Origin of the sequence: Kribbella sp. NPDC049584 (assembly GCF_040675555.1) — a bacterium.
GTDB lineage: Bacteria > Actinomycetota > Actinomycetes > Propionibacteriales > Kribbellaceae > Kribbella.
Window position 1 is genome coordinate 16,688 of sequence record NZ_JBFAPF010000013.1, and the last position, 21,576, is coordinate 38,263.

At 69.0% G+C, this 21,576-nt stretch carries 23 protein-coding genes; 11 read left to right on the top strand and 12 right to left on the bottom strand.

Going from position 1 to position 21,576, the window contains the following annotated elements; all coding sequences use genetic code 11:
• The first annotated feature begins 93 nt into the window (after nucleotides 1–93).
• Nucleotides 94–2,184: a thiamine pyrophosphate-dependent enzyme gene (locus AB0J62_RS34170; protein ID WP_363880239.1), complete on the top strand. Its 2,091-nt coding sequence runs from the start codon at nucleotides 94–96 to the stop codon at nucleotides 2,182–2,184.
• Here the strand turns inward: AB0J62_RS34170 and AB0J62_RS34175 are convergent.
• Nucleotides 2,177–2,653: a DUF1992 domain-containing protein gene (locus AB0J62_RS34175; RefSeq protein ID WP_363880242.1), complete on the bottom strand. Its 477-nt coding sequence runs from the start codon at nucleotides 2,651–2,653 to the stop codon at nucleotides 2,177–2,179. The two genes, AB0J62_RS34170 and AB0J62_RS34175, sit on opposite strands and share 8 nt — an antisense overlap.
• An 84-nt stretch (nucleotides 2,654–2,737) precedes the next feature.
• Here AB0J62_RS34175 and AB0J62_RS34180 point away from each other — a divergent pair, with 84 nt between their 5' ends.
• Genes AB0J62_RS34180 through AB0J62_RS34195 form a run of 4 tightly spaced genes read left to right on the top strand, consistent with a single transcriptional unit; the run spans nucleotide 2,738 to nucleotide 7,082 of the window.
• Entirely contained in the window at nucleotides 2,738–3,331 is a 594-nt protein-coding gene (locus AB0J62_RS34180) for a hypothetical protein (protein ID WP_363880245.1), read from the top strand.
• Between the two features lie 12 nt (nucleotides 3,332–3,343).
• On the top strand, nucleotides 3,344–4,888 hold the full coding sequence (locus AB0J62_RS34185) for an aldehyde dehydrogenase family protein (RefSeq protein ID WP_363880248.1): 1,545 nt from the start codon (nucleotides 3,344–3,346) through the stop codon (nucleotides 4,886–4,888).
• Nucleotides 4,889–4,893: 5 nt separating this feature from the next.
• Entirely contained in the window at nucleotides 4,894–6,039 is a 1,146-nt protein-coding gene (locus AB0J62_RS34190) for an FAD-binding oxidoreductase (protein ID WP_363880251.1), read from the top strand.
• Entirely contained in the window at nucleotides 6,039–7,082 is a 1,044-nt protein-coding gene (locus AB0J62_RS34195; RefSeq protein ID WP_363880254.1) for an ornithine cyclodeaminase family protein, read from the top strand. The genes AB0J62_RS34190 and AB0J62_RS34195 overlap by 1 nt, the downstream gene beginning before the upstream one ends.
• On the opposite strand, the gene AB0J62_RS34200 is transcribed toward AB0J62_RS34195, so the two are convergent.
• The 6 genes from AB0J62_RS34200 to AB0J62_RS34225 form a co-directional block, all read right to left on the bottom strand.
• Nucleotides 7,079–7,822, bottom strand: a complete 744-nt coding sequence (locus AB0J62_RS34200) for an SDR family oxidoreductase (protein ID WP_363880257.1) — start codon at nucleotides 7,820–7,822, stop codon at nucleotides 7,079–7,081. The two genes, AB0J62_RS34195 and AB0J62_RS34200, sit on opposite strands and share 4 nt — an antisense overlap.
• Nucleotides 7,822–8,298: an SRPBCC family protein gene (locus AB0J62_RS34205; RefSeq protein ID WP_363880260.1), complete on the bottom strand. Its 477-nt coding sequence runs from the start codon at nucleotides 8,296–8,298 to the stop codon at nucleotides 7,822–7,824. Before AB0J62_RS34205 ends, AB0J62_RS34200 begins: the two co-directional genes overlap by 1 nt.
• Nucleotides 8,295–8,642: a metalloregulator ArsR/SmtB family transcription factor gene (locus AB0J62_RS34210; protein ID WP_363880263.1), complete on the bottom strand. Its 348-nt coding sequence runs from the start codon at nucleotides 8,640–8,642 to the stop codon at nucleotides 8,295–8,297. The genes AB0J62_RS34205 and AB0J62_RS34210 overlap by 4 nt, the downstream gene beginning before the upstream one ends.
• A gap of 44 nt (nucleotides 8,643–8,686) precedes the next feature.
• A complete protein-coding gene (locus AB0J62_RS34215) occupies nucleotides 8,687–9,346 on the bottom strand; it encodes a hypothetical protein (protein ID WP_363880266.1) in 660 nt (219 codons plus the stop codon).
• A gap of 161 nt (nucleotides 9,347–9,507) precedes the next feature.
• Entirely contained in the window at nucleotides 9,508–10,986 is a 1,479-nt protein-coding gene (locus tag AB0J62_RS34220) for an aromatic amino acid lyase (RefSeq protein WP_363880269.1), read from the bottom strand.
• Nucleotides 10,986–11,999, bottom strand: a complete 1,014-nt coding sequence (locus tag AB0J62_RS34225) for an ornithine cyclodeaminase family protein (RefSeq protein WP_363880272.1) — start codon at nucleotides 11,997–11,999, stop codon at nucleotides 10,986–10,988. Before AB0J62_RS34225 ends, AB0J62_RS34220 begins: the two co-directional genes overlap by 1 nt.
• 63 nt (nucleotides 12,000–12,062) lie before the next feature.
• Between AB0J62_RS34225 and AB0J62_RS34230 the strand changes: the two genes are divergently transcribed.
• Together AB0J62_RS34230 and AB0J62_RS34235 are read left to right on the top strand one after the other, a co-directional pair.
• Complete coding sequence (locus AB0J62_RS34230) at nucleotides 12,063–12,773, top strand: hypothetical protein (RefSeq protein ID WP_363880275.1); 711 nt, start codon at nucleotides 12,063–12,065, stop codon at nucleotides 12,771–12,773.
• On the top strand, nucleotides 12,770–13,645 hold the full coding sequence (locus AB0J62_RS34235) for a redoxin domain-containing protein (protein ID WP_363880278.1): 876 nt from the start codon (nucleotides 12,770–12,772) through the stop codon (nucleotides 13,643–13,645). The genes AB0J62_RS34230 and AB0J62_RS34235 overlap by 4 nt, the downstream gene beginning before the upstream one ends.
• A 17-nt stretch (nucleotides 13,646–13,662) precedes the next feature.
• Here AB0J62_RS34235 and AB0J62_RS34240 read toward each other — a convergent pair whose 3' ends face one another.
• From AB0J62_RS34240 to AB0J62_RS34250, 3 genes are all read right to left on the bottom strand, one after another.
• On the bottom strand, nucleotides 13,663–14,049 hold the full coding sequence (locus AB0J62_RS34240; RefSeq protein ID WP_363880281.1) for a pilus assembly protein CpaE: 387 nt from the start codon (nucleotides 14,047–14,049) through the stop codon (nucleotides 13,663–13,665).
• 64 nt (nucleotides 14,050–14,113) lie between these two features.
• Nucleotides 14,114–14,485 (bottom strand): hypothetical protein, encoded by a 372-nt coding sequence (locus tag AB0J62_RS34245; protein ID WP_363880284.1) that lies wholly within the window; start codon nucleotides 14,483–14,485, stop codon nucleotides 14,114–14,116.
• A 20-nt stretch (nucleotides 14,486–14,505) separates the two neighbouring features.
• Nucleotides 14,506–15,237: a M15 family metallopeptidase gene (locus AB0J62_RS34250; protein ID WP_363880287.1), complete on the bottom strand. Its 732-nt coding sequence runs from the start codon at nucleotides 15,235–15,237 to the stop codon at nucleotides 14,506–14,508.
• A gap of 295 nt (nucleotides 15,238–15,532) precedes the next feature.
• Between AB0J62_RS34250 and AB0J62_RS34255 the strand changes: the two genes are divergently transcribed.
• Both AB0J62_RS34255 and AB0J62_RS34260 read left to right on the top strand, forming a co-directional pair.
• The gene (locus AB0J62_RS34255) at nucleotides 15,533–16,891 is read left to right on the top strand and encodes a histidine kinase (RefSeq protein WP_363880290.1); all 1,359 of its coding nucleotides are present in this window, start codon (nucleotides 15,533–15,535) and stop codon (nucleotides 16,889–16,891) included.
• A complete protein-coding gene (locus AB0J62_RS34260) occupies nucleotides 16,888–17,628 on the top strand; it encodes a response regulator transcription factor (protein WP_363881015.1) in 741 nt (246 codons plus the stop codon). Before AB0J62_RS34255 ends, AB0J62_RS34260 begins: the two co-directional genes overlap by 4 nt.
• 232 nt (nucleotides 17,629–17,860) lie before the next feature.
• On the opposite strand, the gene AB0J62_RS34265 is transcribed toward AB0J62_RS34260, so the two are convergent.
• Nucleotides 17,861–18,910, bottom strand: coding sequence for a YafY family protein (locus AB0J62_RS34265; protein WP_363880293.1), 1,050 nt, complete (start codon nucleotides 18,908–18,910; stop codon nucleotides 17,861–17,863).
• 61 nt (nucleotides 18,911–18,971) lie between these two features.
• Here AB0J62_RS34265 and AB0J62_RS34270 point away from each other — a divergent pair, with 61 nt between their 5' ends.
• On the top strand, nucleotides 18,972–20,138 hold the full coding sequence (locus tag AB0J62_RS34270; RefSeq protein WP_363880296.1) for an epoxide hydrolase family protein: 1,167 nt from the start codon (nucleotides 18,972–18,974) through the stop codon (nucleotides 20,136–20,138).
• Nucleotides 20,135–21,229, top strand: coding sequence for a winged helix DNA-binding domain-containing protein (locus AB0J62_RS34275; protein WP_363880299.1), 1,095 nt, complete (start codon nucleotides 20,135–20,137; stop codon nucleotides 21,227–21,229). Before AB0J62_RS34270 ends, AB0J62_RS34275 begins: the two co-directional genes overlap by 4 nt.
• Here the strand turns inward: AB0J62_RS34275 and AB0J62_RS34280 are convergent.
• The gene (locus tag AB0J62_RS34280) at nucleotides 21,226–21,570 is read right to left on the bottom strand and encodes an MmcQ/YjbR family DNA-binding protein (protein WP_363880302.1); all 345 of its coding nucleotides are present in this window, start codon (nucleotides 21,568–21,570) and stop codon (nucleotides 21,226–21,228) included. The two genes, AB0J62_RS34275 and AB0J62_RS34280, sit on opposite strands and share 4 nt — an antisense overlap.
• Nucleotides 21,571–21,576 lie beyond the last annotated feature (6 nt).

Sequence of the window (21,576 nt, forward strand, 5' to 3'; positions counted from 1 at the left end):
CACCGTTCCCCGTTCAGCGTGGCCCCAACCAGGTGACCTGTTCAACCCGTGGGCCGAGCTGTGGCACGGACCGTCATCACGGATCATGTTCAGATGAGGACCTTCGCCGAACGCGTCCGCGGCCTCGCCCCGGCCCCGTGGGAGCACGACGCAGAGCTGCTCCGCAGTCTGTACGACGCTCAGCTCGGCAGCCGGCACGCGGACCTCGCCGCCCGCTGGATGCAGTCCCAGGGCACCGGCTTCTACACGATCGGCTCGGCCGGTCACGAGGGCAACGCGGCCGTCGCCGCCGCCCTGGAGCCGACCGACCCCGCGCTGCTGCACTACCGCTCCGGCGCCTTCTACCTGACCCGCGCGGCCCAGTGCGGCTCGAAGGAGGGACTGCGCGACATCCTGCTCGGCGTCGCAGCGGCGACCAGCGAGCCGATCGCGGGCGGTCGGCACAAGGTGTTCGGCCGGCACGAGCTGTCGATCATCCCGCAGACGTCGACGATCGCTTCCCACCTGCCGCGCGCGATGGGAGTCGCGTTCTCGCTGAACCGGTCGGCGAAGCTCGGCGTACCGTCACCGTGGCCGGCCGACTCGATCGTGGTGACCAGCTTCGGCGACGCGTCCGCCAACCACTCGACCGCGACCGGTGCGATCAACGCTGCGCTGCACGCGTCGTACCAGGGTCTGCCGATGCCGTTGCTGCTCGTCTGTGAGGACAACGGGATCGGGATCAGCGTGCGTACCCCGGACGGCTGGATCCGGCAGGCGTACGGCTCCCGCCCGGGCCTGCGGTACTTCGACGCGGACGGCACCGACCTGGACGCGGCCCTGTCGATGGCCACCGAGGCGGCGACCTTCGTACGACGCAACCGGCGCCCGGCATTCCTTCGCCTGCGCACGGTCCGCCTGCTCGGCCACGCGGGCTCCGACGTCGAGACGGCGTACCGCTCTCCCGCCGAGCTGGCCGCGGACGAGGAACGCGACCCGCTCCTCGGCACCGCGCGCTACCTGCTCGGCGCCGGCTACACCGCCGACGAGATCGTCGAGCTGTACGAGGACAAGCACGCCGAGGCGCTGCGGGTCGCGGCCGAGGTCGCCGGCCTCCCGCAGCTCTCGTCCGCCGAGACCGTCGCGGCCCCGCTCCAGTTCCCGTCTCGGGACGCTGTCGCCGGGGCCTTGCCACAGGCCACTCCGTCGACCGAGCCGTTGACGCTGAGCCAGTCGATCAATCGTGCACTGAGCGACGTGCTCGCGTCGTACCCGGAGGCGATGGTCTTCGGCGAGGACGTCGGCCGCAAGGGCGGCGTGTACGGCGTCACCCGCGGACTGCAGAAGGTCTTCGGCCCCGCCCGCGTGTTCGACACGCTGCTCGACGAGCAATCGATCCTCGGGCTGGCGCTCGGCGCGGGGGTGTCGGGGCTGCTGCCGATTCCCGAGATCCAGTACCTCGCCTACCTGCACAACGCCGAGGACCAGCTCCGCGGCGAAGCGGCCTCGCTGAAGTTCTTCTCGCAGGAGCAGTACGCGAATCCGATGGTGCTGCGGATCGCCGGGTACGGATACCAGAAGGGCTTCGGCGGCCACTTCCACAACGACGACGCGATCGGCGTACTGCGGGACATCCCGGGCATCGTCATCGCGTCGCCATCACGGCCGGACGACGCGGCGGCGATGCTGCACGCCTGTACGGCGGCGGCGCGATCGTCCGGCACTGTCAGCGTGTTCCTCGAGCCGATCGCGCTCTACCACCGCCGGGATCTGTACGACGACGGCGATGAGCGGTGGCTGTCGACGTACCCCGATGAACCCGTGCCGATCGGGCGCGGCCGGACGTACGGCGACGGGACCGAGCTGACCATCGTCACGTTCGGGAACGGCGTGCCGATGAGTCTGCGGGTGGCGGCCCGGGTGCCCGGCGTCCGCGTCCTCGATCTGCGCTGGCTCGCGCCGCTGCCGGTCGAGGATCTGTTGCGCGAGGCAACCATCACGGGCCGCGTCCTGGTCGCGGACGAGACCCGGCGGTCCGGCGGTGTGTCCGAGGGCATCCTGGCCACGCTGATCGACCACGGCTACACCGGCCGGCTGGCCCGGGTCACGAGCTACGACTCGTACGTCCCGCTGGGCGCGGCGGCGCACGACGTACTGCTGAGCGAGCAGACCATCGAGACGGCGGCGCGCTCGATGCTCAGCTGAACAGCCGCTGCCAGATCGACTTCTTCCTGGCCGGCCGGTGCTCCTCGACCTTGGACCGGGGAGCGGGTGCGGGGCGATCCATCCGCCACTGGGCGATGATCGCATCCTCGTCGATCGGGCCCGTCGGCACGACCGGTCCGGTGGTGTCGCGGATGCTGAGCCGGATCCGCTTGTTCAGATCAGCGAGATAGTCGCGGACCTCGGACTCGCGCCGCATGCCGCGGATCTTCTCGTGCACCTGCTGCTTCTCCTTGCGGAGCAGCATCGCCGGCGGCAGCAGCGCCTCGGTCTCGACGTCCTCGCGGTGCAGGAACTCCTTGACCCACCAGTCCGGATCATGCTCGTCGGCCAGCTTCAGCGGCTTGCCGGCACCGGGCAGATTGTCGAACTCGCCCTGGTTCTGCGCCAGCTGGATCTGCGACTCGACCCACTCCTGGTTGCTCATACCCGGTGGTCTGCGCTTGGTCATGGCCACACCTCGCTGTCATATCGACAGTTGCTTTCCGATCCAGAATACTGGCTTGTGAATGCAATCACAAGGCATACTCGAAATGTGCAGCTCACCGACGAAGAGATCGCGGCGATGACGCCTGCCGAGCGGCGGGACCTGATCCTGCGGCTGGCGCCCCATCCGGGCGGACTGCCGTCCCGGCGAACCCTGGACCGCCTGCGCAAGTGGCGGACCGTGCTGATGCTGGTCTGCGCGGCCGCCCTGATCCCGTGGACGGTGTATCTGGCGATCACCCTGCCGAGTCACTACGTGGCGCGGAACTGGGTCGCCACCTGGGTCGGCTTCGACATCCTGCTCCTCGCGATGATGGTGCTGACCGCGCTGGCCGGCTGGAAGCGCAAGCAGTTCGTGTTCCCGACCGCGTTCGCGACCGGGGTGCTGCTGATCTGCGACGCCTGGTTCGACGTGATGACCAGCCAGCGCGGCGGCGACCTCACCCAGGCGCTGCTCAGCGCGCTGCTGGTCGAGCTGCCGCTGGCGTTCGTCCTCATCGCCGGCCCGCTCCGCCTGCTCAGGTACGTCGCCATCCGGCACGGCATGATCCACCCGGACTCGCACCTGTGGCGGATGCCGATCCCGATTCCGGATCTCTACCCGCAGAACAGGGTGCCGCTTAGGGTGGATCCTCGAGACTGAGGAGGATGCCGCATGGGTGTTGAGGTGCTGTCCGTTGTCGGTGGCGAGCGGGTGGCGGACGCGGTACGGCGTACTCCGTCGACCAATCCTGCCCGGTTGAGCGAGGTCGTCGGGACGGTCGGTAGCGCCGGGCCGGAGGTGTTCGTCCGGGCCGCCTCGGTGGCGCACTCCGCCCAGGCCGCGTGGGCCGCGACACCGGCGCCGCAACGCGGGCAGCTGATCTCGAACGTGGGCCGGCTGATGAGGGCCAACAAGGAGCGGCTCGCCGCGCTCGTCACCCGCGAGATCGGGAAGCCGTTGGGTGAGGCGCTGGGCGAGGTGCAGGAGATCATCGACACCTGCGACTTCTTCCTCGGCGAGGGCCGGCGGCTCTATGGGCAGACGGTGCCGTCCGAGATGCCGGACAAGCAGCTGTTCACGTTCCGCCGACCGGTCGGGACAGTCGCGGTGATCACGGCCGGCAACTTCCCGGTCGCGGTCCCGTCCTGGTACATCGTGCCCGCCCTGCTCTGCGGCAACACGGTCGTGTGGAAGCCGGCGGAGTACTCCGCGGTGGTTTCCGACGCGTTCTACGAGATCTTCGCGCATTCCGGCGTACCGGCAGGGGTCTTCAACGTCGTGTACGCCGACGGCTCGGACACGTTCACGGGTCTCGAGCAGGCGCTGCAGGCGGGGCTGATCAACAAGGTCGGTTTCACCGGGTCGAGCGTCGTCGGCGAGCGGATCGGTGAGCTGTGCGGCCGGCATCTGCAGACGCCGTGCCTCGAGCTCGGCGGCAAGAACCCGATGGTGATCACCGAGGACGCCGATCTCGACCTGGCGGTGGAGGGCGCTCTCTTCTCCGGCTTCGGCACGGCGGGACAGCGGTGCACCTCCCTCGGTACGGCGATCGTGCATCGGTCCGTCCACGAGGAGTTCCTCGACCGGTTCGCTTTCGCCGTCGGCGAGGCGGCGATGGGTGATCCGGCGCAGGATGTGTTGTTCGGACCGTTGCTGGACGAGAAGTTCGCGGCCGGGTTCGAGAAATCGCTGGGGTGGATCGAGCCGCATCACCGGGTGCTCGGGCGGACCGGTCGGGTCACCGCGGACAATCCGCGGGCCGGGTTCGTCGGCGATCCGTCGGACGGATTGTTCTATCACCCGGTGATCGTCGCGGGCGTACAGCCGGACGACGCGCTGTTCCTGAACGAGACCTTCGGGCCGATCGTCGGCGTCACGCCGTACTCCGAGCTGGACGAAGCGATTGCTCTGGGCAACAAGTCGGGGTACGGGCTGTCGAGCTCGATCTACACGACCGACCCGAACAAGGCGTTCCGGTTCGCGCAGGGGATCTCGGCCGGGATGGTCAGTGTGAACAACTCGACCTCCGGGGCGGAGGCGCACCTGCCGTTCGGCGGGAACGGGAAGTCGGGCAACGGATCGCGGCAGAGCGGGATCTGGGTGCTGGACCAGTTCACCCGCTGGCAGTCGATGAACTGGGACTACTCCGGCAAACTCCAGAAAGCCCAGATGGACACGCAGACGGTAGAGGCCGACCTGTCCTTCGAACTCCCGTGACCACGGTGCCCGAGTCCGCCGACGTGGTGATCGTCGGCGGCGGGGTGATGGGGACGAGTATCGCGTTCCATCTGGCCGAGGCCGGAGTCGAGCGCGTTCTGCTCCTGGAGAAGGATCAGCTCGGCTCCGGGTCGACGTGTAAGGCGGCGGGTGGGGTTCGGGCGAACTTCTCCGACTCCGTGAACATCGCGCTCGGGGCGAGGAGTCTGGAGGCGTTCGCTGCGTTCGGCCAACGGCCCGGCCAGGAGATCGATCTGCATCGGGTCGGGTATCTGTTCCTGCTGGACACCGACGAGCAGGTGGAGCAGTTCCGCGAGAGCACACAACTGCAGAACACGCTCGGCCAACCGACGCGGATGATCTCGGTCGACGAAGCGGTCGAGCTCGCGCCGATCGCCGCGCCCGACGGATTGGTCGGCGCGTGTTTCTCACCGACGGCCGGTCACTGTACGCCGGAATCCGTCGTACTCGGGTATGCGACCGCGGCCCGCCGTCTCGGTGCGACGCTGCTGACCGGCTGCGAGGTCGTCGGGATCGATGCTGTTGGCAACCATCTGACCGCGGTGCGGACCAGTCGAGGTACCGTCCGGACGGGCACGGTGATCTGCGCGGCCGGGGCGTGGTCCGAGGGACTTGCCGCGTCGGTCGGGGTCGAGTTGCCGGTCACCCCGCTCCGCCGGCAGATCGTGGTGACCGAAGCGATTCCCGATCTCCCGGCGGACCTTCCGATGACGATCGACTTCGGCAGTACGTTCTATTTCCACCGCGAGGGTCCTGGTCTGTTGGTCGGCCTGTCCGATCCCGACGAGCAGCCCGGCTTTCAGCTGAGCCGCACGGATACCTGGATCCCCCGCCTGACCGACGTGATGGCGCGCCGCGCACCGTCGCTCCTGGACGTCGGCCTCACCGGCGGCTGGGCCGGCCTGTACGAGATCACCCCCGACCACAACGCGCTGATCGGCGAGGCCGACCACGTCTCCCGCTTCCTCTACGCCACCGGCTTCTCCGGCCACGGCTTCCTCCAAGGACCCGCCGTCGGCGAGGTCATCCGAGACCTGTACCTCGGCCGTAAGCCCTTCGTCGACATCAGTCCGCTGGACGCGCGCCGCTTCGCACACTCCGCAAACCGCGCCGAACGAAACATCGTCTGATGACACTCCTCCTCACCCGCTCCGACATCCTCGCGGCACTCGACTTATCCACCGCCCTTGCGGCCCTGCGCGCCGGATTCCTGCAGTCGGCCGACATCGAGCCACTGAGGATCCGCACCGATCTCCCGGCGCCCGGCACGGCGACCACTCTCCTCCCGGGTCTGATCCCAGGCATCCCCGCCTACACCGTCAAGGTCAACGCCAAGTTCCCCGACGCCTCCCCCGCCCTACGCGGCATCGTCTGCCTCCACGATCTGTCCGACGGCTCACTCCTAGCCATCCTCGACTCAACCACCATCACAAGCTGGCGAACCGGCCTCGCCGCAGCCCTCGCAACCGACCTACTCGCCCAGCCCGAACCGGCCGCGGACACCGTGGCGGCCGGCACGACCGGGGCGGGCACAACCGCGGCTGGCACAGCGGGAATCGGCACGCCCGGCGTCGGCGCGACCGGGGGTGGTGCGGCGAGGGGTGGGGTGGTTGGGGTGATTGGGGCGGGGGCTCAGGCTGGGATGGTGGTTGCGGGGCTGGCTGTTCTGCGGGAAGTCAGCCGTCTTGTCGTGCACGACGTCGCCCCTGAGCGGGCGACTCGATTTCTTGCTCAGCAAGGGATTCCGGGCAGGGTGGTGAGCTCGCCGCGGGCGGTGGTTGAGGGCGCGGATGTTGTTGTGTTGGCTACCTGGTCCCGAGCAGCGTTGCTGACGGCGGCGGACGTGCGGCCCGGGCTTCACCTCACCACATTGGGAGCCGACGAACCGGGCAAGGTGGAGCTGTCCGCAGACCTGTTGTCCGCCGCGCGGGTGGTCGTCGACGACCGGACGCTCGCCGTACAAATGGGCGCCCTGGGCAACGTTGGACTGTCCCACGATGCCGTGAGCGCGACGCTGACCGAAGTCCTGACGGGTGTCGCTCCCGGGCGTCGCACCGGCGACGAGGTCACCGTGTACGCGCCTGTCGGCCTGCCCTGGCAGGATCTTGCGATCGCCTGGCCCGTCTTCCAAGCAGCGCAGGGGCGCGGGCAGGTGATCGACTTCCTGAGTTAGTTGACGACTGCGCCGGCCGTGAGGTTGAGCGCGGTTCCGGTAATGGAGCGGGCCAAATCAGAGGCCGCGAACGCAGCGAGGGCACCGACGTCGGAGAGGGTCGCGGCGCGCTTGAGCATCGTGCTGTCGGCGGTGTGTTTCGCGATCGCCCGAGCCGCCTTCTCGGGGAAGTCGGCCGGGACCGCCTCCGGGATGCCGTTGGTCTGCAACGTCACCACGCGAATCCCGTGCGGCCCGAGCTCCAGCGCCAGACCGCGGCGGAGCGCCTCGACCGCACCGAAGCCCACCTGGAAACCGCCGAGGTTCGCGGCCGGGTCGCCGTACCCGCCGAAGGTCAGGATGACGCCGGAGCCCTGCGGGATCATCCGTCGCGCGGCCGCCCGAGAGGTCAAATAGAACGTGCGGACCATCGTCGTGATCGGCTGCTCGAAGTCCGCGAGGGACATGTCGACCAGCGGAGTACCGAAGAACTGCTGGTGGCCGATCAGGTTGAAGGAGATGTCGATCCGGCCTAGCGAGTCGGCGTGTTCCTCCACGGACTTCTCGTCGAGCGCGTCGACCACGGCGACGTCGGCGGTCCCGCCCGCGGTGCGGATCTCGTCGGCGACCCGCTCCAGCCGTTCCGCCGTACGTCCGGCCAGATGCACGGTCGCACCCTCGGCCGCGAACGCGCGAGCGACCGCGCTGCCGATCGGTCCGGCCGCGCCGTACACGATCGCGTGTTTGTCGGTGAGCATCATCAGTGGGCCTCCTCGGCCAGTTCGGTGACGAGGTCGTCGAGCTTCTGCATCGATGCGCGGATCCCGCGCTCCATCCCGCCGGCGACGTACAGGTCGCGATCCTCGACCGCGAAGAACACCGTGTTCTGGGTCAGCGTGGTGACCCCATCGGCCTCGTCGAAGGTGATCAGGTTCAGGTAGACGGTGCCGGGCGCCTGGTCGAACTCGTACGTCTGCACGATCCGCTCCGGCGTCGGCTCCCCGTGGTACAGCCCGTGGAACACATAGCCCTTGCCGTCACCGTCGTAGTGCGTCCACCGCCAGCGGCCACCGTGCCGCGGATCGAGCTGGTTCACGACCAGTTCGAGGTCGGCCGGTCCGAGCCAGCGCTTCACCAGCTCGGGCTCGGTGTACGCGCGGAACAGCAGCTCCCGCGGCGCGTTGAACTCCCGGACGATGACGACCTGCGGTACGCCGGGCTCCGCGACGATCTTCACGATTGCTCCTTCAGGTCGTCGAGCAGATCGTCGAGGCGGTCGAAGCTCTCCGCCCAGTACGCGCGGTAGTCCATCAACCAGCCGACCGCCTCGCGGAGCGGCTCGGCCTCGAGGTGGCTCAGCCGCGCGGTCGCCCGCTGCGAGCGGCTGATCAGTCCGGCCTGCTCGAGCACCTTCAGGTGTTTGGAGACGGCCGGTTGCGACATGCTGAACGGCGCCGCGAGCTCCGCGACGGTCGCGTCACCGTCCTTGAGCCGGGTCAGGATCGCCCGGCGGGTCGGGTCGGCGAGCGCGGCGAAGACGCCGGTCAGCACGACTTCAGAACCAGATGGTTTCAGAACCATGTGGTTAAGGATGCGTCCGGCGTACGCCGATCGTCAAGGCCCGATCAGGGATGCCGCGGCGTTTCCCAGCGGTTCGGGTCGCACAGCGACGGGTCCCAGCCGTGATCGATGCAGTACTGCCGGAGGATCTCCTCGCGGGTCGACGGCAGGCTGGTCGGGCGCGTCGGCGTCGGGGTCTTCGTGCTGGTCGTCGTCCGCGTCGGCTTCGGATCGGGCGTCAGCGTGCGCTCGGTGGTCTTGGTGCTGCTCGGACGCCGGGTCGACTGTTGGGTCGGCCGCTGCGTCGGTGCATGGGTCGGCACGGGAGTCGTCGTCGGGACCCGCGGCGGCGTGACCGTCGGTCGCGATACGGCCGGAGTTGCCGGCGTCATGCTGGGTGAGGCGGTGGGCGACGGGGACTGAGTGCCCATGACCTTCACGGCCGCGTCGTCCGAATCGCCGCCGAACAGGCCGATCGCGGACGCCGCCCAGAGGTTGACGCCGAGGAACATGACGAGCGCCGCGCCACCGGCGTAGACGACCCGCCGCGACGGACCGCCGTACTGCCCGATCGGCCCGCGGACCGGGTTGCCCTTGCCGTCGACCCAGAAGTGCCAGCCCTCCGGTGCGGGCGGCCAGGACGGATCCGGCCGCCACGTCTTCGGTGGGACCCAGCTGCGACGGGGCGGGGACGGCCAGTTAGGCGGTACCGCGAACCGCTTCACTCGAAAATCCTCCAGCTCTTCGTGCAGGCGCGCGCACCCAAGCCAACGACTCAGACCCGATGCAGGCTACTTGCGACTCGGCGTCATCCGCGTGTCGGGCTGACTTTTTCGATAAAACCCCTGGGTCGCACGGCTGCAAGCCGCGTTGGCGCGTCGGCCGGCTAGAGCACGTTGGTCAGCAAGCGGGTGAGGTCCTCCCCGAACGGGCGGTCGGCGTCGATCGGAGGCACGACGTCGTCGACCGCCTGGATGAGATCCTGCAGTCCGGGTGGGATCGCTCTGCCGGAGAGCGCGAACGCTTGGCGTACGGCGAGGAGCTCGCAGGCCACGATTTCGCGGGTGAGGCGGATCGCCTCGGCGAGGTTGCCGACCGCCTCCCAGGAGAAGGTCTGCACGTCTTCCTGGCCGTTGGACGTCTCCGCCGTACTGATTGCTGTTGGCAACGTCAGGCGGCGGAGCTGGTGAGTGGTGGCGACGGCGCGCTTGTGGACCGCGACGAGGCCGGCCTGCGGACCTGGCTCGCGGGCGAGCTGGGCGGTCAGGCCGGTGGCGTTGGGGTCGAGCAGGCGGTGCAGTCGGGCCGTTGAGACCTCGGCGGCGTGGGCCAGGGCGGTTGTCACGTGGTCGCAGTACGCGGCGAGGTCGATCCCGTGAAAGCCCGCGGTGCCGACGAAGTCGCCGTCCAGGTACGCCGGTGAATCGGACACGCCCTTGAATGCGCGGTCGACCGCGTCGTCCAGCTGCTGCGCGGTCCGGCGCAGGTGCGCGTTCACGTGGCCCGCAACCCGGAACGAGACCGGCGCCTGCAGGCTGCGCGGCTCTGGCTCGGGACCAGCGAGCCGGCGAAGCCGCGCGAACTCGCTTGCCAGTACGTCGTCTCCCCGCGCCGCGGCCGGCTCGTACGGATCCCGGTTGGCTCCCACCACAGCAATAGCCCCAGCCGCGACCGCAGTCAGCCGATCCGCCACCCACCACACCTTCGCCACCGCCAACGCCGCCCTCCCAGCCGCCCCAGGCGTACCGGCAAGCAAGGCAATCCCTTCCTTCGGCCCCAGCTCAAACGCCGGCAACAACCCAGCAGCAGACCGCAACTCACCCGCGTCGTCCGCAGGGCTCGCGTCGCCCGCAGCCATGCTGCCCGTGCTGGTGGTACTCCCCGAGTCAGCGGGGAACGGCGGGACGAGGAGCCAGCCGATGCCTACCAGGGGGCCGGCGGCGTGGGCGAGGGGGATGATTTCGCCGGCGGAGCCGGCTCCCTCGGCGGGGATGGCGGGGGTGTAGCCGCTGTTGATCAGGGCAACCAATTGCTGGATCAGGCCGACGGACACGGCTGAGTCGCCGGTGAGGAAGGTCTTCAGGCGGCCGATCAGCACCGCGCGCGACTCCTCGGGTGACAACCAGGGCGGCCCGCCAACGGCCCGACCCAGCAGGAGATTGCGTTGGTGGACGCGCTGCTCGGCGTCGCTCAGCCGGACCTTGCTCAGGTTGCCCATCCCGGTGTTGACGCCATACACCGGATCCCCCGACTCGAGAGTGCGCAAAGCCGCAGCGCGAACTGCGGCCATCCGCTCGAGCAGCGCGGGCGCCAGCTCGATCGGCTCGAGTCCGGCGGGATCGAGTTCTGTGGGTTCGTTGATCATCAGTGGAAGCGAAGCATCGTGCCGACGTCGGCGGATTCGGCTCGCCGCAGGATCAGGTGGGCGATCGCGACATCGAGCAACGACAACCCACGATGCCAGAAAAGGTTGCGTTCGGCATCGTTCTCACGGCCGGGTTTGCGCCCCGCGACGATCTCGCCGATCTCGGCGTACAGCGTCTCCGGCGACAGCCGCCCGGTGTCCACGTGCCGCCGCAACGCCCCGAACCGCCCGGACTGCGCCTCGCGCCAGTCGTCCACGACCACCTTGTCCATCACGTCGAGCAGATCCAGCTCGACCGCGGATACCGTACCGTATGGTACGGCGAAGGCTCCCGGCTTGATCCCAGCCGTCCGCAGGAGCGGCTCAGGCTCGGTCAGGCGGGTCGCCTCGACCAGGATGTCGGCCCCGTCGAACGCCTCCTCCGCGGTCGCCACCACCCGGACCGGCGTGGACAGCTCGGCCGACAACTCGGCAGCGAACTTCTCCCGCGACTCCGGCCGCCGCGACGTCACCCGGATCTCGTCGAGGTCGAGGAGGTCGTCGAGCATCGTCACGTTCCACCACGCCGTACCTCTCGCTCCGACATGCGCGAGGATCTTGCTGTCCCGCCGCGCGAGATGCCGAGCGCCGACCGTGGTCATCGCGCCGGTCCGGGCCGCGGTGATCATCGTCGCGTCGAGAACCGCGAGCGGCATACCAGTCGTCGGGTCGAACAGCGTCGCCATCGCGAGTTCGCTCGGCAGGCCCTGCTGGTAGTTCGGGACGAAGTCGCCGACCACCTTCACCCCGCTGATCCCGCGCTCACCGAGCCGGTCGAGGTGGCCGCGGAGGACGTTGAAGTGGCCGATGCCGCCGTTGTCCGGCGTCAGGTGCACCCGCGGCTCGAACGCCGTACGCCCCTCGCCGTGCTCGCGGACCGCGTCCTCGACCGCGTCCACGATCTCCAGCCGGGTCAGCCCCAACTCGTCGATGTCCGGACCGCTGATGAACCTCAACCAGATGCCGTCTGCCACTTGGCTCCTTCGGTTGTCGTCGGTTGATACTTAAGTTTCCCTTCGTCACGCTACGTTCGGCTCATGGGGTCGACGACTGGGACGCCACAGCGCACCGTGATCGGGCATTCGGCCGGTGACAAGGTGATGCTGTTCGGCGGGCTGCCGCTGCTCGGGCTGGTGCTCGGGTTCTTCCTGCCGCGGATCGCGGACTGGGCAACCGGGCGGGCGTGGGTGCCGTTCCAGGGCGTTTTGAAGTTGATCGCGGAATGGAACGGCTGGTGGGTCGTCGCGATCTGCGTCTTCGCCGGGCTGATCGCCGGCGTACTGCTGGCCGCGGTGGCGCTCGACGACATTCTCAAGGTGACGATCACCGACCAGTCGGTCGAGTTCCTGAAGAACCAGAAGACGGTGACGGTGCCGCGGGAGAAGGTCGCGGTCGCGTTCCTGGACGGCAAGGAGATCGTCCTGCAGGACGCGTCGTCGCGGGAGCTGGCTCGCGAGAAGCACGACCAGCTGAAGTCGGAGGCCAAGCAGATCCCGGTCGCCTTCCGCGCCCACGGCTACCCGTGGTCCGACGCCGGCGACCCGCACGAGTCCGAGTTCCGCCGCTGGATCGAGGACGACCCCGAGCTTCCACCCGCGGTCAACGCCATCCTCAAGGTCCGCGCGAAGGCGTTCGACCAGGGCGACAAAGGCAAAGCCGACCTCCGCGAACTTCGTAACGAGCTCACCAACCTCGGCTATACAGTGAAGGACCGGGACAAGAAGCAGTACTGGCGGGGTGGGTCATGAATGCGCCGATCGCGATGCCCTCGCTCGCTCGAGCTGAGTGGCTGGACTCGAGGCCGCTCGGCCCCGAGGAGTTGCGCGGGCGCGTCGTGCTGGTGAACTTCTGGACGTTCACCTGTATCAACTGGCTGCGCCAACTGCCGTACGTTCGCGCCTGGTCGCAGGCCTATCGGGACGACGGCCTCGTCGTGATCGGAGTACACACCCCCGAGTTCACGTTCGAGCACGACGTCGCGCGGGTACGCCGGGCAGCGGAGGAGCGGCGGATCGAGTACGGGATCGTGATCGACAACGAGTACGAGGTCTGGCGTGCGTTCAGCAACCACTACTGGCCCGCTCTGTACTTCGTCGATCGGAACGGCTCGATCCGTGACACCCATTTCGGCGAGGGGCGCTACGCACAGTCCGAGCGAGTGATCCAGCGGCTGCTCGGCATCGACCGCGAACCCGTGAGCGTCACCGGCATCGGCGTGGAGGCGGCCGCCGACTGGGCCGACCTGCAGACACCCGAGACGTACCTCGGCAGCGGGAGGGGCGGCGGGGTCGCATCCCAGGCGCTCGCCGGCGACTGGAGGGTCGAGCAGGAGCGGGTGGTGCTCACGAAGGCAGGCGGTCGGATCGCCTTCACTTTCCATGCCCGCGACGCCAACCTCGTACTCGCCCGCGGAGCCGAGCCCGTGCCGTTCCGGCTACTGATCGACGGGCAGCCGCCCGGAGAATCACACGGAGTCGACGTGTCCGCCGACGGACAAGGTCTCATCGACGACGGACGGCTCTACCAACTCTTCCGCCGGCAAGGCGAAGTCGGCAAGCGAACGCTGGAGCTCACGTTCCTCGCGCCCGGTGCCGAGGCCTACGTCTTCACGTTCGGCTAGGGATTGGGAGACATGCCCTAAGCGCCCAGCAGGTGGATGACAGCCTGTGCGTAGGCCTGTTCGGCGTCCTCGGCGGTGTGGGTGCTTTCGGTCAAGGTCACGCGGTAGCCGCCCGGGACCGACTCCAGGGATTGGAAGTGGTCGCCGAGGAGGGCGCGGAGTTGTTCCTCGCGCGGGAGCCAGATCACCTCGCGTTGCTCGATGCTGTCCAGGGCCCACTCGGTGGTGCCGTTGAAGCCGATCACCTTGCTGCCCTGGTAGTCGTGCACCTCGACGGTCATGTCGCTCACCACGAACACGTCGTCGTCCATGTCCCGGTCCGGTACGACGAAACGATCCCCTGCCGCAGGTGCCCACAGCACCCCGGCCTTGCGCAGTCGTCCGGCCTGCTCGATCGTAATCACCCTTCCATCCTCCCCACGGCACGCAAACAGCGCAGCTTCGCGGCGAGCCGCGGGGGGACGGAGGTCAGCGGCCGAGCGCGTTGCGCAGCTCCTCGGCACGGTGCGCGATCCGGTCCCGGCACTCGGTCGTGAGCGGCAGATCGAGCAGTGCGGTCGCCTGCAGCTGGCTGAGTCCGAACTGCGCGCGGAGCGTTCGTACGGCGGTGTCGCGGTCGGCGGACATCCGCAGTACCTCGGCGACCTCGTCCCGGCGCTCGAACGCGGCCAGTACGCCGTCGTAGATCTCGAGTTGCGTGTACGCCGACCGGTCCGGCTCCGCCACGGAGGTCACGTCTGTCTTGTCGTTGGAGCGGATCACCTGCCGCCACAGAGCGGGCACCGCCAGGCGGGCGCGGGTGTAGCGCCGGGACAGGGGCTGCGCGTAGGTCATGGTCATGGTGAGTTCCCCCTTGGGTTTCAGTCGGCCTTGGCGACCGCGTGCGGTTCGCGCGGCGGACACTTGGTACCGGGCGCGGTCAGCGCCTCGAAGTGCCATGGTTCGTTGTCGTACCGGCGGCACACGCCGTACCGCCAGCCGTTCTTGTTCAGCCAGGTCATCGCGGCCGCCGGACCGATGTCCACGGCCTTGCCCTGCACGTGAGCGGAGTACTTCGGCGGCAGCACCCAGCGCGTCGCCAGCTTGTACGAGCCGTACTTCTTGATCGCCGCGTTCAGCAGCCGCTGCTGCTTGGTCGCGCTGCGCCGGGCCGAGGTGATGCTGATCGTGATGCCGTCGGCCCTCGCGGCCGCCATCGCCTTCTTCAGCCGCGCCTTCAGCTTCGGCGACAGCCCGTTGATGCTCTCCTCCCGCACGCCCGAAGTCGTCTGCTCCGTCGTCTTCTGCTTCGTCGGAGTCGTCGACGGGGTCTTCGGCGGAGTGGACGGCCGAGTGGACGGCGGGTACGTCGGCCGCCGGGTCGGCGTCGGAGTACTGGCCGCCGGGGTCGTGGCGGGCGGCGCACCGACCGCCGGCGCGCTCACGGTCGACACCACCGGCTCCTTGTCCGCGGCAAGGCCGAGGAAGTCCCCGACCTGCGCGTGCCACAGCAGCAGCGAACCGACGACCGCGCCGACCCCGACCACACCGATCACGGACAGCAACCGCGTCCGCACCGCGCCGGGACGGCGTGGCGGCAGGTCGCCTGTCATCGGGCCTCCCGGCCTGGACTGAGGAGCGCAGGGAGCGAAGCGACCGGAGCGACGAGGGAAGGCCGGGAGCAACAGCCCGATGACACGCCGCGACGGAGTCGCGGCATCAGCACAGTCATGGGGTACAGCCTTTCGGATCAGCGCGGTCGACACATCGGTCTCAGGGACCGTCCTCGCGCCCCACCTGTAGCCCCTGAGTATCAGTTCGGACGCCGAGCCTCCTCCAAAAGTTGGAGGGACTGCCCCTCCGCGCAGATGAAGCTTCGGCAAACACCGACTGACTACGCTGGGCGACGTGATCGGAGTCTGGCGTCGGATGTCGCAGGGGCAGCAGGATCTGCTGCTCGCTGCGGTCATCGGCCTGGTCTGGTTCGCCGCGCTGAACCTCATCAACGGCACCGGACTCCGCCCGCACAACCCGGCCGTCTCCGTGGTGACCGGCGTCTTCCTGGTCGCCACGGTCGCGTTCGTACGCCGGATCCCGCGCACGATGCTCGTGATCGTCTCGGTCCTCTATCCGTTCCTGTACGCCGCGGCCGGCACCGGACTCGCAGCACAGCTCGGGCTGACGATCTTCGGCCAGCCCGAGATCAGCGACGCGGCGCTGCAGTCGGAGATCCATCTGGTCCCGCTGCTCGTGGTCGGCTACCTGGCCGCGTCGGCCGGCGTACGGCGCTTCACCTGTCTGTTCTTCACGATGGGCAGCCTGGCCGGGCTGATGATCGGGCTGCCGACCGTGGTGGCGCTCGTCCTCAGCCACGTGAACCGCGACGTCCTGCTGGGCGACCGGTACCGGAGCCTCCCGCGCGACGTGCCGAGCCTGTACAGCTATATCGACGTGTCGCTGTTCGTGTTCGCGGAGGCACTGATCTGCGGAATGGTGCTGCTCGGCGCGGACGCCCGCCGTAGGCGCAAGAGCGTCGCACTCCTGGAGCAGCGCAACGCCGAGCTGGTCCGTCTCCGCGCCGTCGAGGCCGAGCGGGCCGCCGTGGCGGAGCGGACCCGGATCGCCCGGGACCTCCACGACGTGATCTCACACCACGTCAGCGCGGTCGTGATCCGCGCGCAGGCCGCCGACCGGGTGGCCGACCAGCGCCCCGAAGTACTGCGGGAGGCGATCCGCTGGATCATTGCCAGCGGCAAGGAAGCACTGACCGCGATGCGGGAGACGGTCCGCGTGCTGAACACGGCCTCGCCCCAGATCGCCGGCGACACCGGGTCGGGCGGCGGGACCGCGCCGGTGCCGGATCTGGCCGATGTTGCGCGGATGGGTGAGCGGCTGAAGGCGGTCGGGATCGACGTGACGATGGATCTGCCGCCGCGGCAGCGTCAGCTCACGTCGGCGGCGGACCTCACCGCGGTACGGATCATCCAGGAGGCGCTGACCAACGTGATGGTGCATGCGAAGGCGACCGCGGCGCGGGTGACCTGGCAGAGTGGGCCGCAGGGTGAGCTGCTCACCATCGACGACAACGGGAACGGCGGACCGCCGCCGGTGAACGTGCTGGAGACCGCGCGGCGCAGCGAGAGCGGCCGCGGCAACGGGCTGATCGGGATGCGGGAACGAGCCACAGCGGTCGGCGGAACCCTCGCCGTCGCGGCCGGCCCCCTGGGTGGATGGAGAGTGCAGGCATGGCTGCCGCCGCAGAACTGAACGAGCCGATCCGGATCCTGGTCGCCGACGACCAGGGTGTGATCCGGATGGGGCTGGCGATGATCCTCGATCATGAACCCGACCTGACCACGGTCGCCCAGGCCGAGAACGGCGAGGAGGCGCTCCGGCTGATCGAGCAGTACGACCCGGACGTCGTCCTGATGGACATCCGGATGCCGGTGATGGACGGTCTGGTCGCGACGGAGCGGATCACGACGGCGAACCGGGCCGCCGGACGCGCACGTCCCGCCGTACTGGTGCTGACCACGTTCGACGACGAGGCGTACGTGCTGGCCGCCGTACGCGCCGGGGCGTCCGGGTTCCTGCTGAAGGACACCGATCCGGACCTGCTGGTATCGGCCGTCCGCGCGGTGTACCGCGGCGACTCGCTGGTCGACCCGGCCTCGACGCGGGTGTTGCTGGAGCGCTGCATGGAGCTCGAGCGCCAGGTCGGCGGCGGTACGCCGGACGCCGCGCCCGCCCAGCCGGATCCGCGCTGGGTCGGACTACTCGCCCAGCTCAGCGAACGCGAGCGCGAGATCCTGGTCTGGATGGCTCGCGGCCTGTCGAACCGCGACCTCGCGACGAAGCTGTTCGTCAGTGAGACCACGGTCAAGACCCACGTGAGCTCAGTCCTGTCGAAGCTCGGGCTGTCCAGCCGCGTCCAGGCGGTCGTCGTCGCCTACGAGGCCGGAGTGGTCCGCCCGGGCGAAGCCGACGTCCGCTGGGATTCCTAGGAATTCCTAGGAATACAGCCAGAGCACGACCGCCCCCACGGCAAGCAGAATCACAACAGTCACAGCTTGGCTCAGCACCGACGCCTTCTGGCGTCGGGGTAGGAAATCCCCGGTCATGGGGCCTCCCGCCCTGGACTGAGGAGCGCAGGGAGCGCAGCGACCGGAGCGACGAGGGAAGGGCGGGAGTTACAGCCCCATGACCCGCCGCGCCGGAGGCGTGGCATCAACACAGTCATGCTTCAAGAGTCGCGCGCGGAACCCGGTCGCCCATCGGCCGTGAGGATGGTTCCGGCCTCCTACCTGAGGATGACTGGTCGTTGCCAAGGGCATCCGAACGGGCGGCGCGCTGAAGACGATCGGCCAGAGCGGTCAGCGCGGTCGAGAGTTCCGGCGCGTCGATGACCTCGAAGTCCACGTCGAGGAGCCCGAGATACAGCGCGAGCATCTGCGGGGTGTCCGATCCGAGCCGGATCTGGCAGCTGTCCGGCCCGAGCTCCTCGATCTCGACCGGCAGCGGAAGCTTGGCGCGGACCTCGGCCGCGGAGGTGTGCAGCACGACGCGGGCGAAGTATCGCCAGGTTGCCGTCCCGACGCCGCGCTGTAAGTAGGCGGCGACCTCGGTCTCCGGCAGCTCCCGGGGAGTGAAGCGCGCTCCGCCGGGGATCTTCGGCGTGATCCGGTCGGCCCGGAAGGTCCGCCAGTCGTCGCGATCCGGATCCCACGCGATCAAGTACCAGCGGCGGCCCATGCTGACCAGCCGGTGCGGCTCGACTTCCCGTCTGCTCGATTGCCCCTCGTGGTTCGCGTAGTCGAAGCGCAGGCGGTGTTCGGAGCGGATCGCCGCGGCGATCGCGATCATCACGTCGGCATCGACCTTCGGCCCGGTGCCCGGTACGGCGAGAGTCGCTGATTGCATCGCGCTGACCCGGTGGCGCAGGCGTGGCGGCAGGACTTGTTCCAGTTTGGCGAGCGCCCGGATCGAGGTCTCACCGATGCCCTCCACACCTCCGTTGGCGGCGGTGCGCAGTCCGATCGCGACCGCCACCGCTTCGTCGTCGTCCAGCAGCAGAGGTGGCAGCGCTGCGCCTGCGCCCAACCGGTAGCCGCCGGTGAGACCGGGCGCGGCTTCCACCGGATAGCCGAGCTGCCGCAGGCGATCGACATCGGTCCGGATGGTCCGCGTGGTCACTCCGAGCCGCTCGGCCAGTTCCGGGCCGGACCACAGCGCGCGGGCCTGGAGCAACGACAGCAGCCGGAGCAGCCGGGCCGAGGTGTTCAACATTCGTCCAGGATGCCGGTTACTGCGGAAGAAAGTCTTCCGCAGTGGCTCCTAGGGTCGAATCATGACCGACGCACAAGAGATCCGTCCGTTTCTGATCGAGGTCGACGACGCTGATCTGGCCGACCTGAAGCTCCGACTCGAGCACACCCGCTGGCCGCATCCCGTGCCCGGAGACACCGACGACTGGAGCCGCGGGATCCCCGGCGGCTACCTGCGCAACCTCGCCGAGTACTGGCGTACGTCGTACGACTGGCGGAAGGCGGAGCGGGAGCTCAACAGCTTTCCGCAGTTCACGACCGAGATCGATGGACAGACGATCCACTTCTTCCACGTCCGCTCCCCCGAGCCGGACGCGATGCCGCTCCTGATCACCCACGGCTATCCCGGGTCGGCGGTCGAGTTCCTCCGTCTGCTCGGACCGCTGTCCGACCCGGTCGCACACGGCGGACAAGCCGAACACGCCTTCCACGTGGTGGTGCCGTCGTTGCCCGGGTTCGGGTTCTCCACCCCGTTGTCCGGCGGCGGCTGGGAGCTGGGGCGGACCACGGCCGCGTTCGCCGAACTGATGACCCGACTCGGGTACGAGCGTTTCGCGGCGCAGGGCGGCGATATCGGCGCGGGCGTCACGGGCCACCTCGGCGCGACGGTGCCCGACCGGGTGATCGGTACGCACGTGAACAGTGACCGAGGGGCCCTCGGGATGGCCGGCGAGTTCTTGCCGCTGCCGGACGACCTCGACGCCGATGACCTGGCCGTCATCGAGCAGGCCAAGGCGTCCTGGAAGGCGGGACGTGGCTACCTGGACCTGCAGAGCCACACGCCGGAAACGATCGCGCCGGCGCTGACCGATTCGCCGGTGGCGCAGCTGGCCTGGATCGCCGAGAAGTTCCAGCTGTGGACCGATCCGTCGAAGTCTCCGGAGGAGTCCGTGGACCGCGACCAGTTGCTGACCCTGGTGAGCATCTACTGGTTCCGCCGCGCCGGCGCGAGCGCGGCCCGCTTCCTGTACGAGGCAGCGCATTCCGGACTCGGCTGGGGTGCGCAGTCGCCGGTGCCGGCCGGCTGGGCCGTCTTCAACAGCAGCCCGGTCGTCCGCCGGATCACCGATCCGGAGCAGCGGATCGCGCACTGGTCGGACTTCGCCCAGGGAGGTCATTTCCCGGCGATGGAGTGCGGCGAGTTGCTCGTCGAGGACGTGCGCGCCTTCTTCCGTACGCTGGCCCGATGAACAACCCCGTCCTCAGCCGTCGCGAGCTCAATCGGGCTCTGCTGCAGCGCCAGCAGTTGTTGCGCCGGGAGCCCGGTCCGGTCGCCGAGCTGGTCGAGCGCCTGGTAGGACTCCAGGCGCAGGCGCCGCTGGCGGCGTACGTCGCGCTGTGGTCGAGGCTCGAGGACTTCGACCCGGCCGAGTTGTCGGAGCTGATGACCGAACGCCGGGCTGTTCGCGCCTCACTGATGCGGGCCACGATCCATCTGGTCACCGCGGACGACTGCCTGCTGTTGTGGCGGCTCGTGCATCCGGTCGCGGACCGTGGACTGCGAGGCGCGTTCGGCAAGCAGCTGGCCGGGGCCGACATCGACGCGGTCGTTGCCTATGGCACCGACTTGCTGAGCCGGGAACCGTACAGCCGCAGCCGGCTCCGGGACGTGCTCGGCGAACGCTGGCCGGACTGGGACGCGACAGCGATGGCGTACGCCGTCAGCTACCTGACCGGAACCGTCCAGGTCACGCCGCGCGGGGTCTGGGGTAAGACCGGTCCCGCCGCGCTGCAGACGATCGAGAGCTGGCTCGGCCGGTCGCCGGTGGCGGACCCGTCGATCGACGCGCTCGTACTGCGCTATCTGGCTGCCTTCGGGCCGGCGAGCGTGGCCGACGTACAGCAATGGTCGGGGTTGACGAAGCTGCGAGAGGTCGTGGATCGGCTCCGGCCCGAGCTGCGCGTGTACGCCGACGAGGAGGGGCGGGAACTGTTCGATGTACCGGAGGGACCGGTGCCTGATGGTGAGACGCCTGCGCCGGTTCGGTTCCTCCCGGAGTACGACAATGTGCTGCTCTCGCACGCGGATCGACGGCGGGTCAACCCGGCCGGACGGCCGGTACCGCTGCCGCCGGGCAACGGCGCCGCGATGGGCACTGTCCTGATCGACGGGGACTACGCGGCCGATTGGCGCCATCATCGTGGCGCCGACCCGAGTCTGAAGATCATCACCCACGGCCCGATCACCGCCGACGTCCGGCACGCCGTCGAGGCCGAAGCCACCGAGCTGCTCACCTTGATCGGCAGCAAGGACACGCCGGTCGTCGTGACGGATCGCTAGGCGTCACCGAAGTACTCGCGGCGGACCTTCTTCGGGACGCACAGCGACCAGGCGTCGAGGATCAGCTCGCGGAGTTCCTCGTAGTCGACGGCCGCCAGGTTGAGCTCGATCCACTGGAAGCGTTCGTCGGACGGGCGGGGCGGGAGGAACTTGTCCGGTTCGGCGGCCAGCGCGGCGGCGCGTTCCTCGCGCGGGAAACCCAGGCCGATGGTCTGCTCGTCGGGCGCGACCGCGAGGTACACGATCTGGCCGACGCGGAACTTGATCCGGTCCCGGACCAGCACTTCGTAGCTGCGCGGTAGGTCCGCGGTGATTTCGCGGATGTCGGTGAGATCGACCACGTCTCC

Bases quoted from the DNA above. Each gene is read 5' to 3' on its own strand.
- AB0J62_RS34175 (WP_363880242.1), bottom strand. From the start codon at position 2,653: ATGACCAAGCGCAGACCACCGGGTATGAGCAACCAGGAGTGGGTCGAG.
- AB0J62_RS34270 (WP_363880296.1), top strand. From the start codon at position 18,972: ATGACCGACGCACAAGAGATCCGTCCGTTTCTGATCGAGGTCGACGAC.
- AB0J62_RS34230 (WP_363880275.1), top strand. From the start codon at position 12,063: ATGGGGTCGACGACTGGGACGCCACAGCGCACCGTGATCGGGCATTCG.
- AB0J62_RS34195 (WP_363880254.1), top strand. From the start codon at position 6,039: ATGACACTCCTCCTCACCCGCTCCGACATCCTCGCGGCACTCGACTTA.
- AB0J62_RS34200 (WP_363880257.1), bottom strand. From the start codon at position 7,822: ATGATGCTCACCGACAAACACGCGATCGTGTACGGCGCGGCCGGACCG.
- AB0J62_RS34235 (WP_363880278.1), top strand. From the start codon at position 12,770: ATGAATGCGCCGATCGCGATGCCCTCGCTCGCTCGAGCTGAGTGGCTG.
- AB0J62_RS34250 (WP_363880287.1), bottom strand. From the start codon at position 15,237: ATGACAGGCGACCTGCCGCCACGCCGTCCCGGCGCGGTGCGGACGCGG.
- AB0J62_RS34210 (WP_363880263.1), bottom strand. From the start codon at position 8,642: ATGGTTCTGAAACCATCTGGTTCTGAAGTCGTGCTGACCGGCGTCTTC.
- AB0J62_RS34265 (WP_363880293.1), bottom strand. From the start codon at position 18,910: ATGTTGAACACCTCGGCCCGGCTGCTCCGGCTGCTGTCGTTGCTCCAG.
- AB0J62_RS34220 (WP_363880269.1), bottom strand. From the start codon at position 10,986: ATGATCAACGAACCCACAGAACTCGATCCCGCCGGACTCGAGCCGATC.
- AB0J62_RS34170 (WP_363880239.1), top strand. From the start codon at position 94: ATGAGGACCTTCGCCGAACGCGTCCGCGGCCTCGCCCCGGCCCCGTGG.
- AB0J62_RS34245 (WP_363880284.1), bottom strand. From the start codon at position 14,485: ATGACCATGACCTACGCGCAGCCCCTGTCCCGGCGCTACACCCGCGCC.
- AB0J62_RS34275 (WP_363880299.1), top strand. From the start codon at position 20,135: ATGAACAACCCCGTCCTCAGCCGTCGCGAGCTCAATCGGGCTCTGCTG.
- AB0J62_RS34185 (WP_363880248.1), top strand. From the start codon at position 3,344: ATGGGTGTTGAGGTGCTGTCCGTTGTCGGTGGCGAGCGGGTGGCGGAC.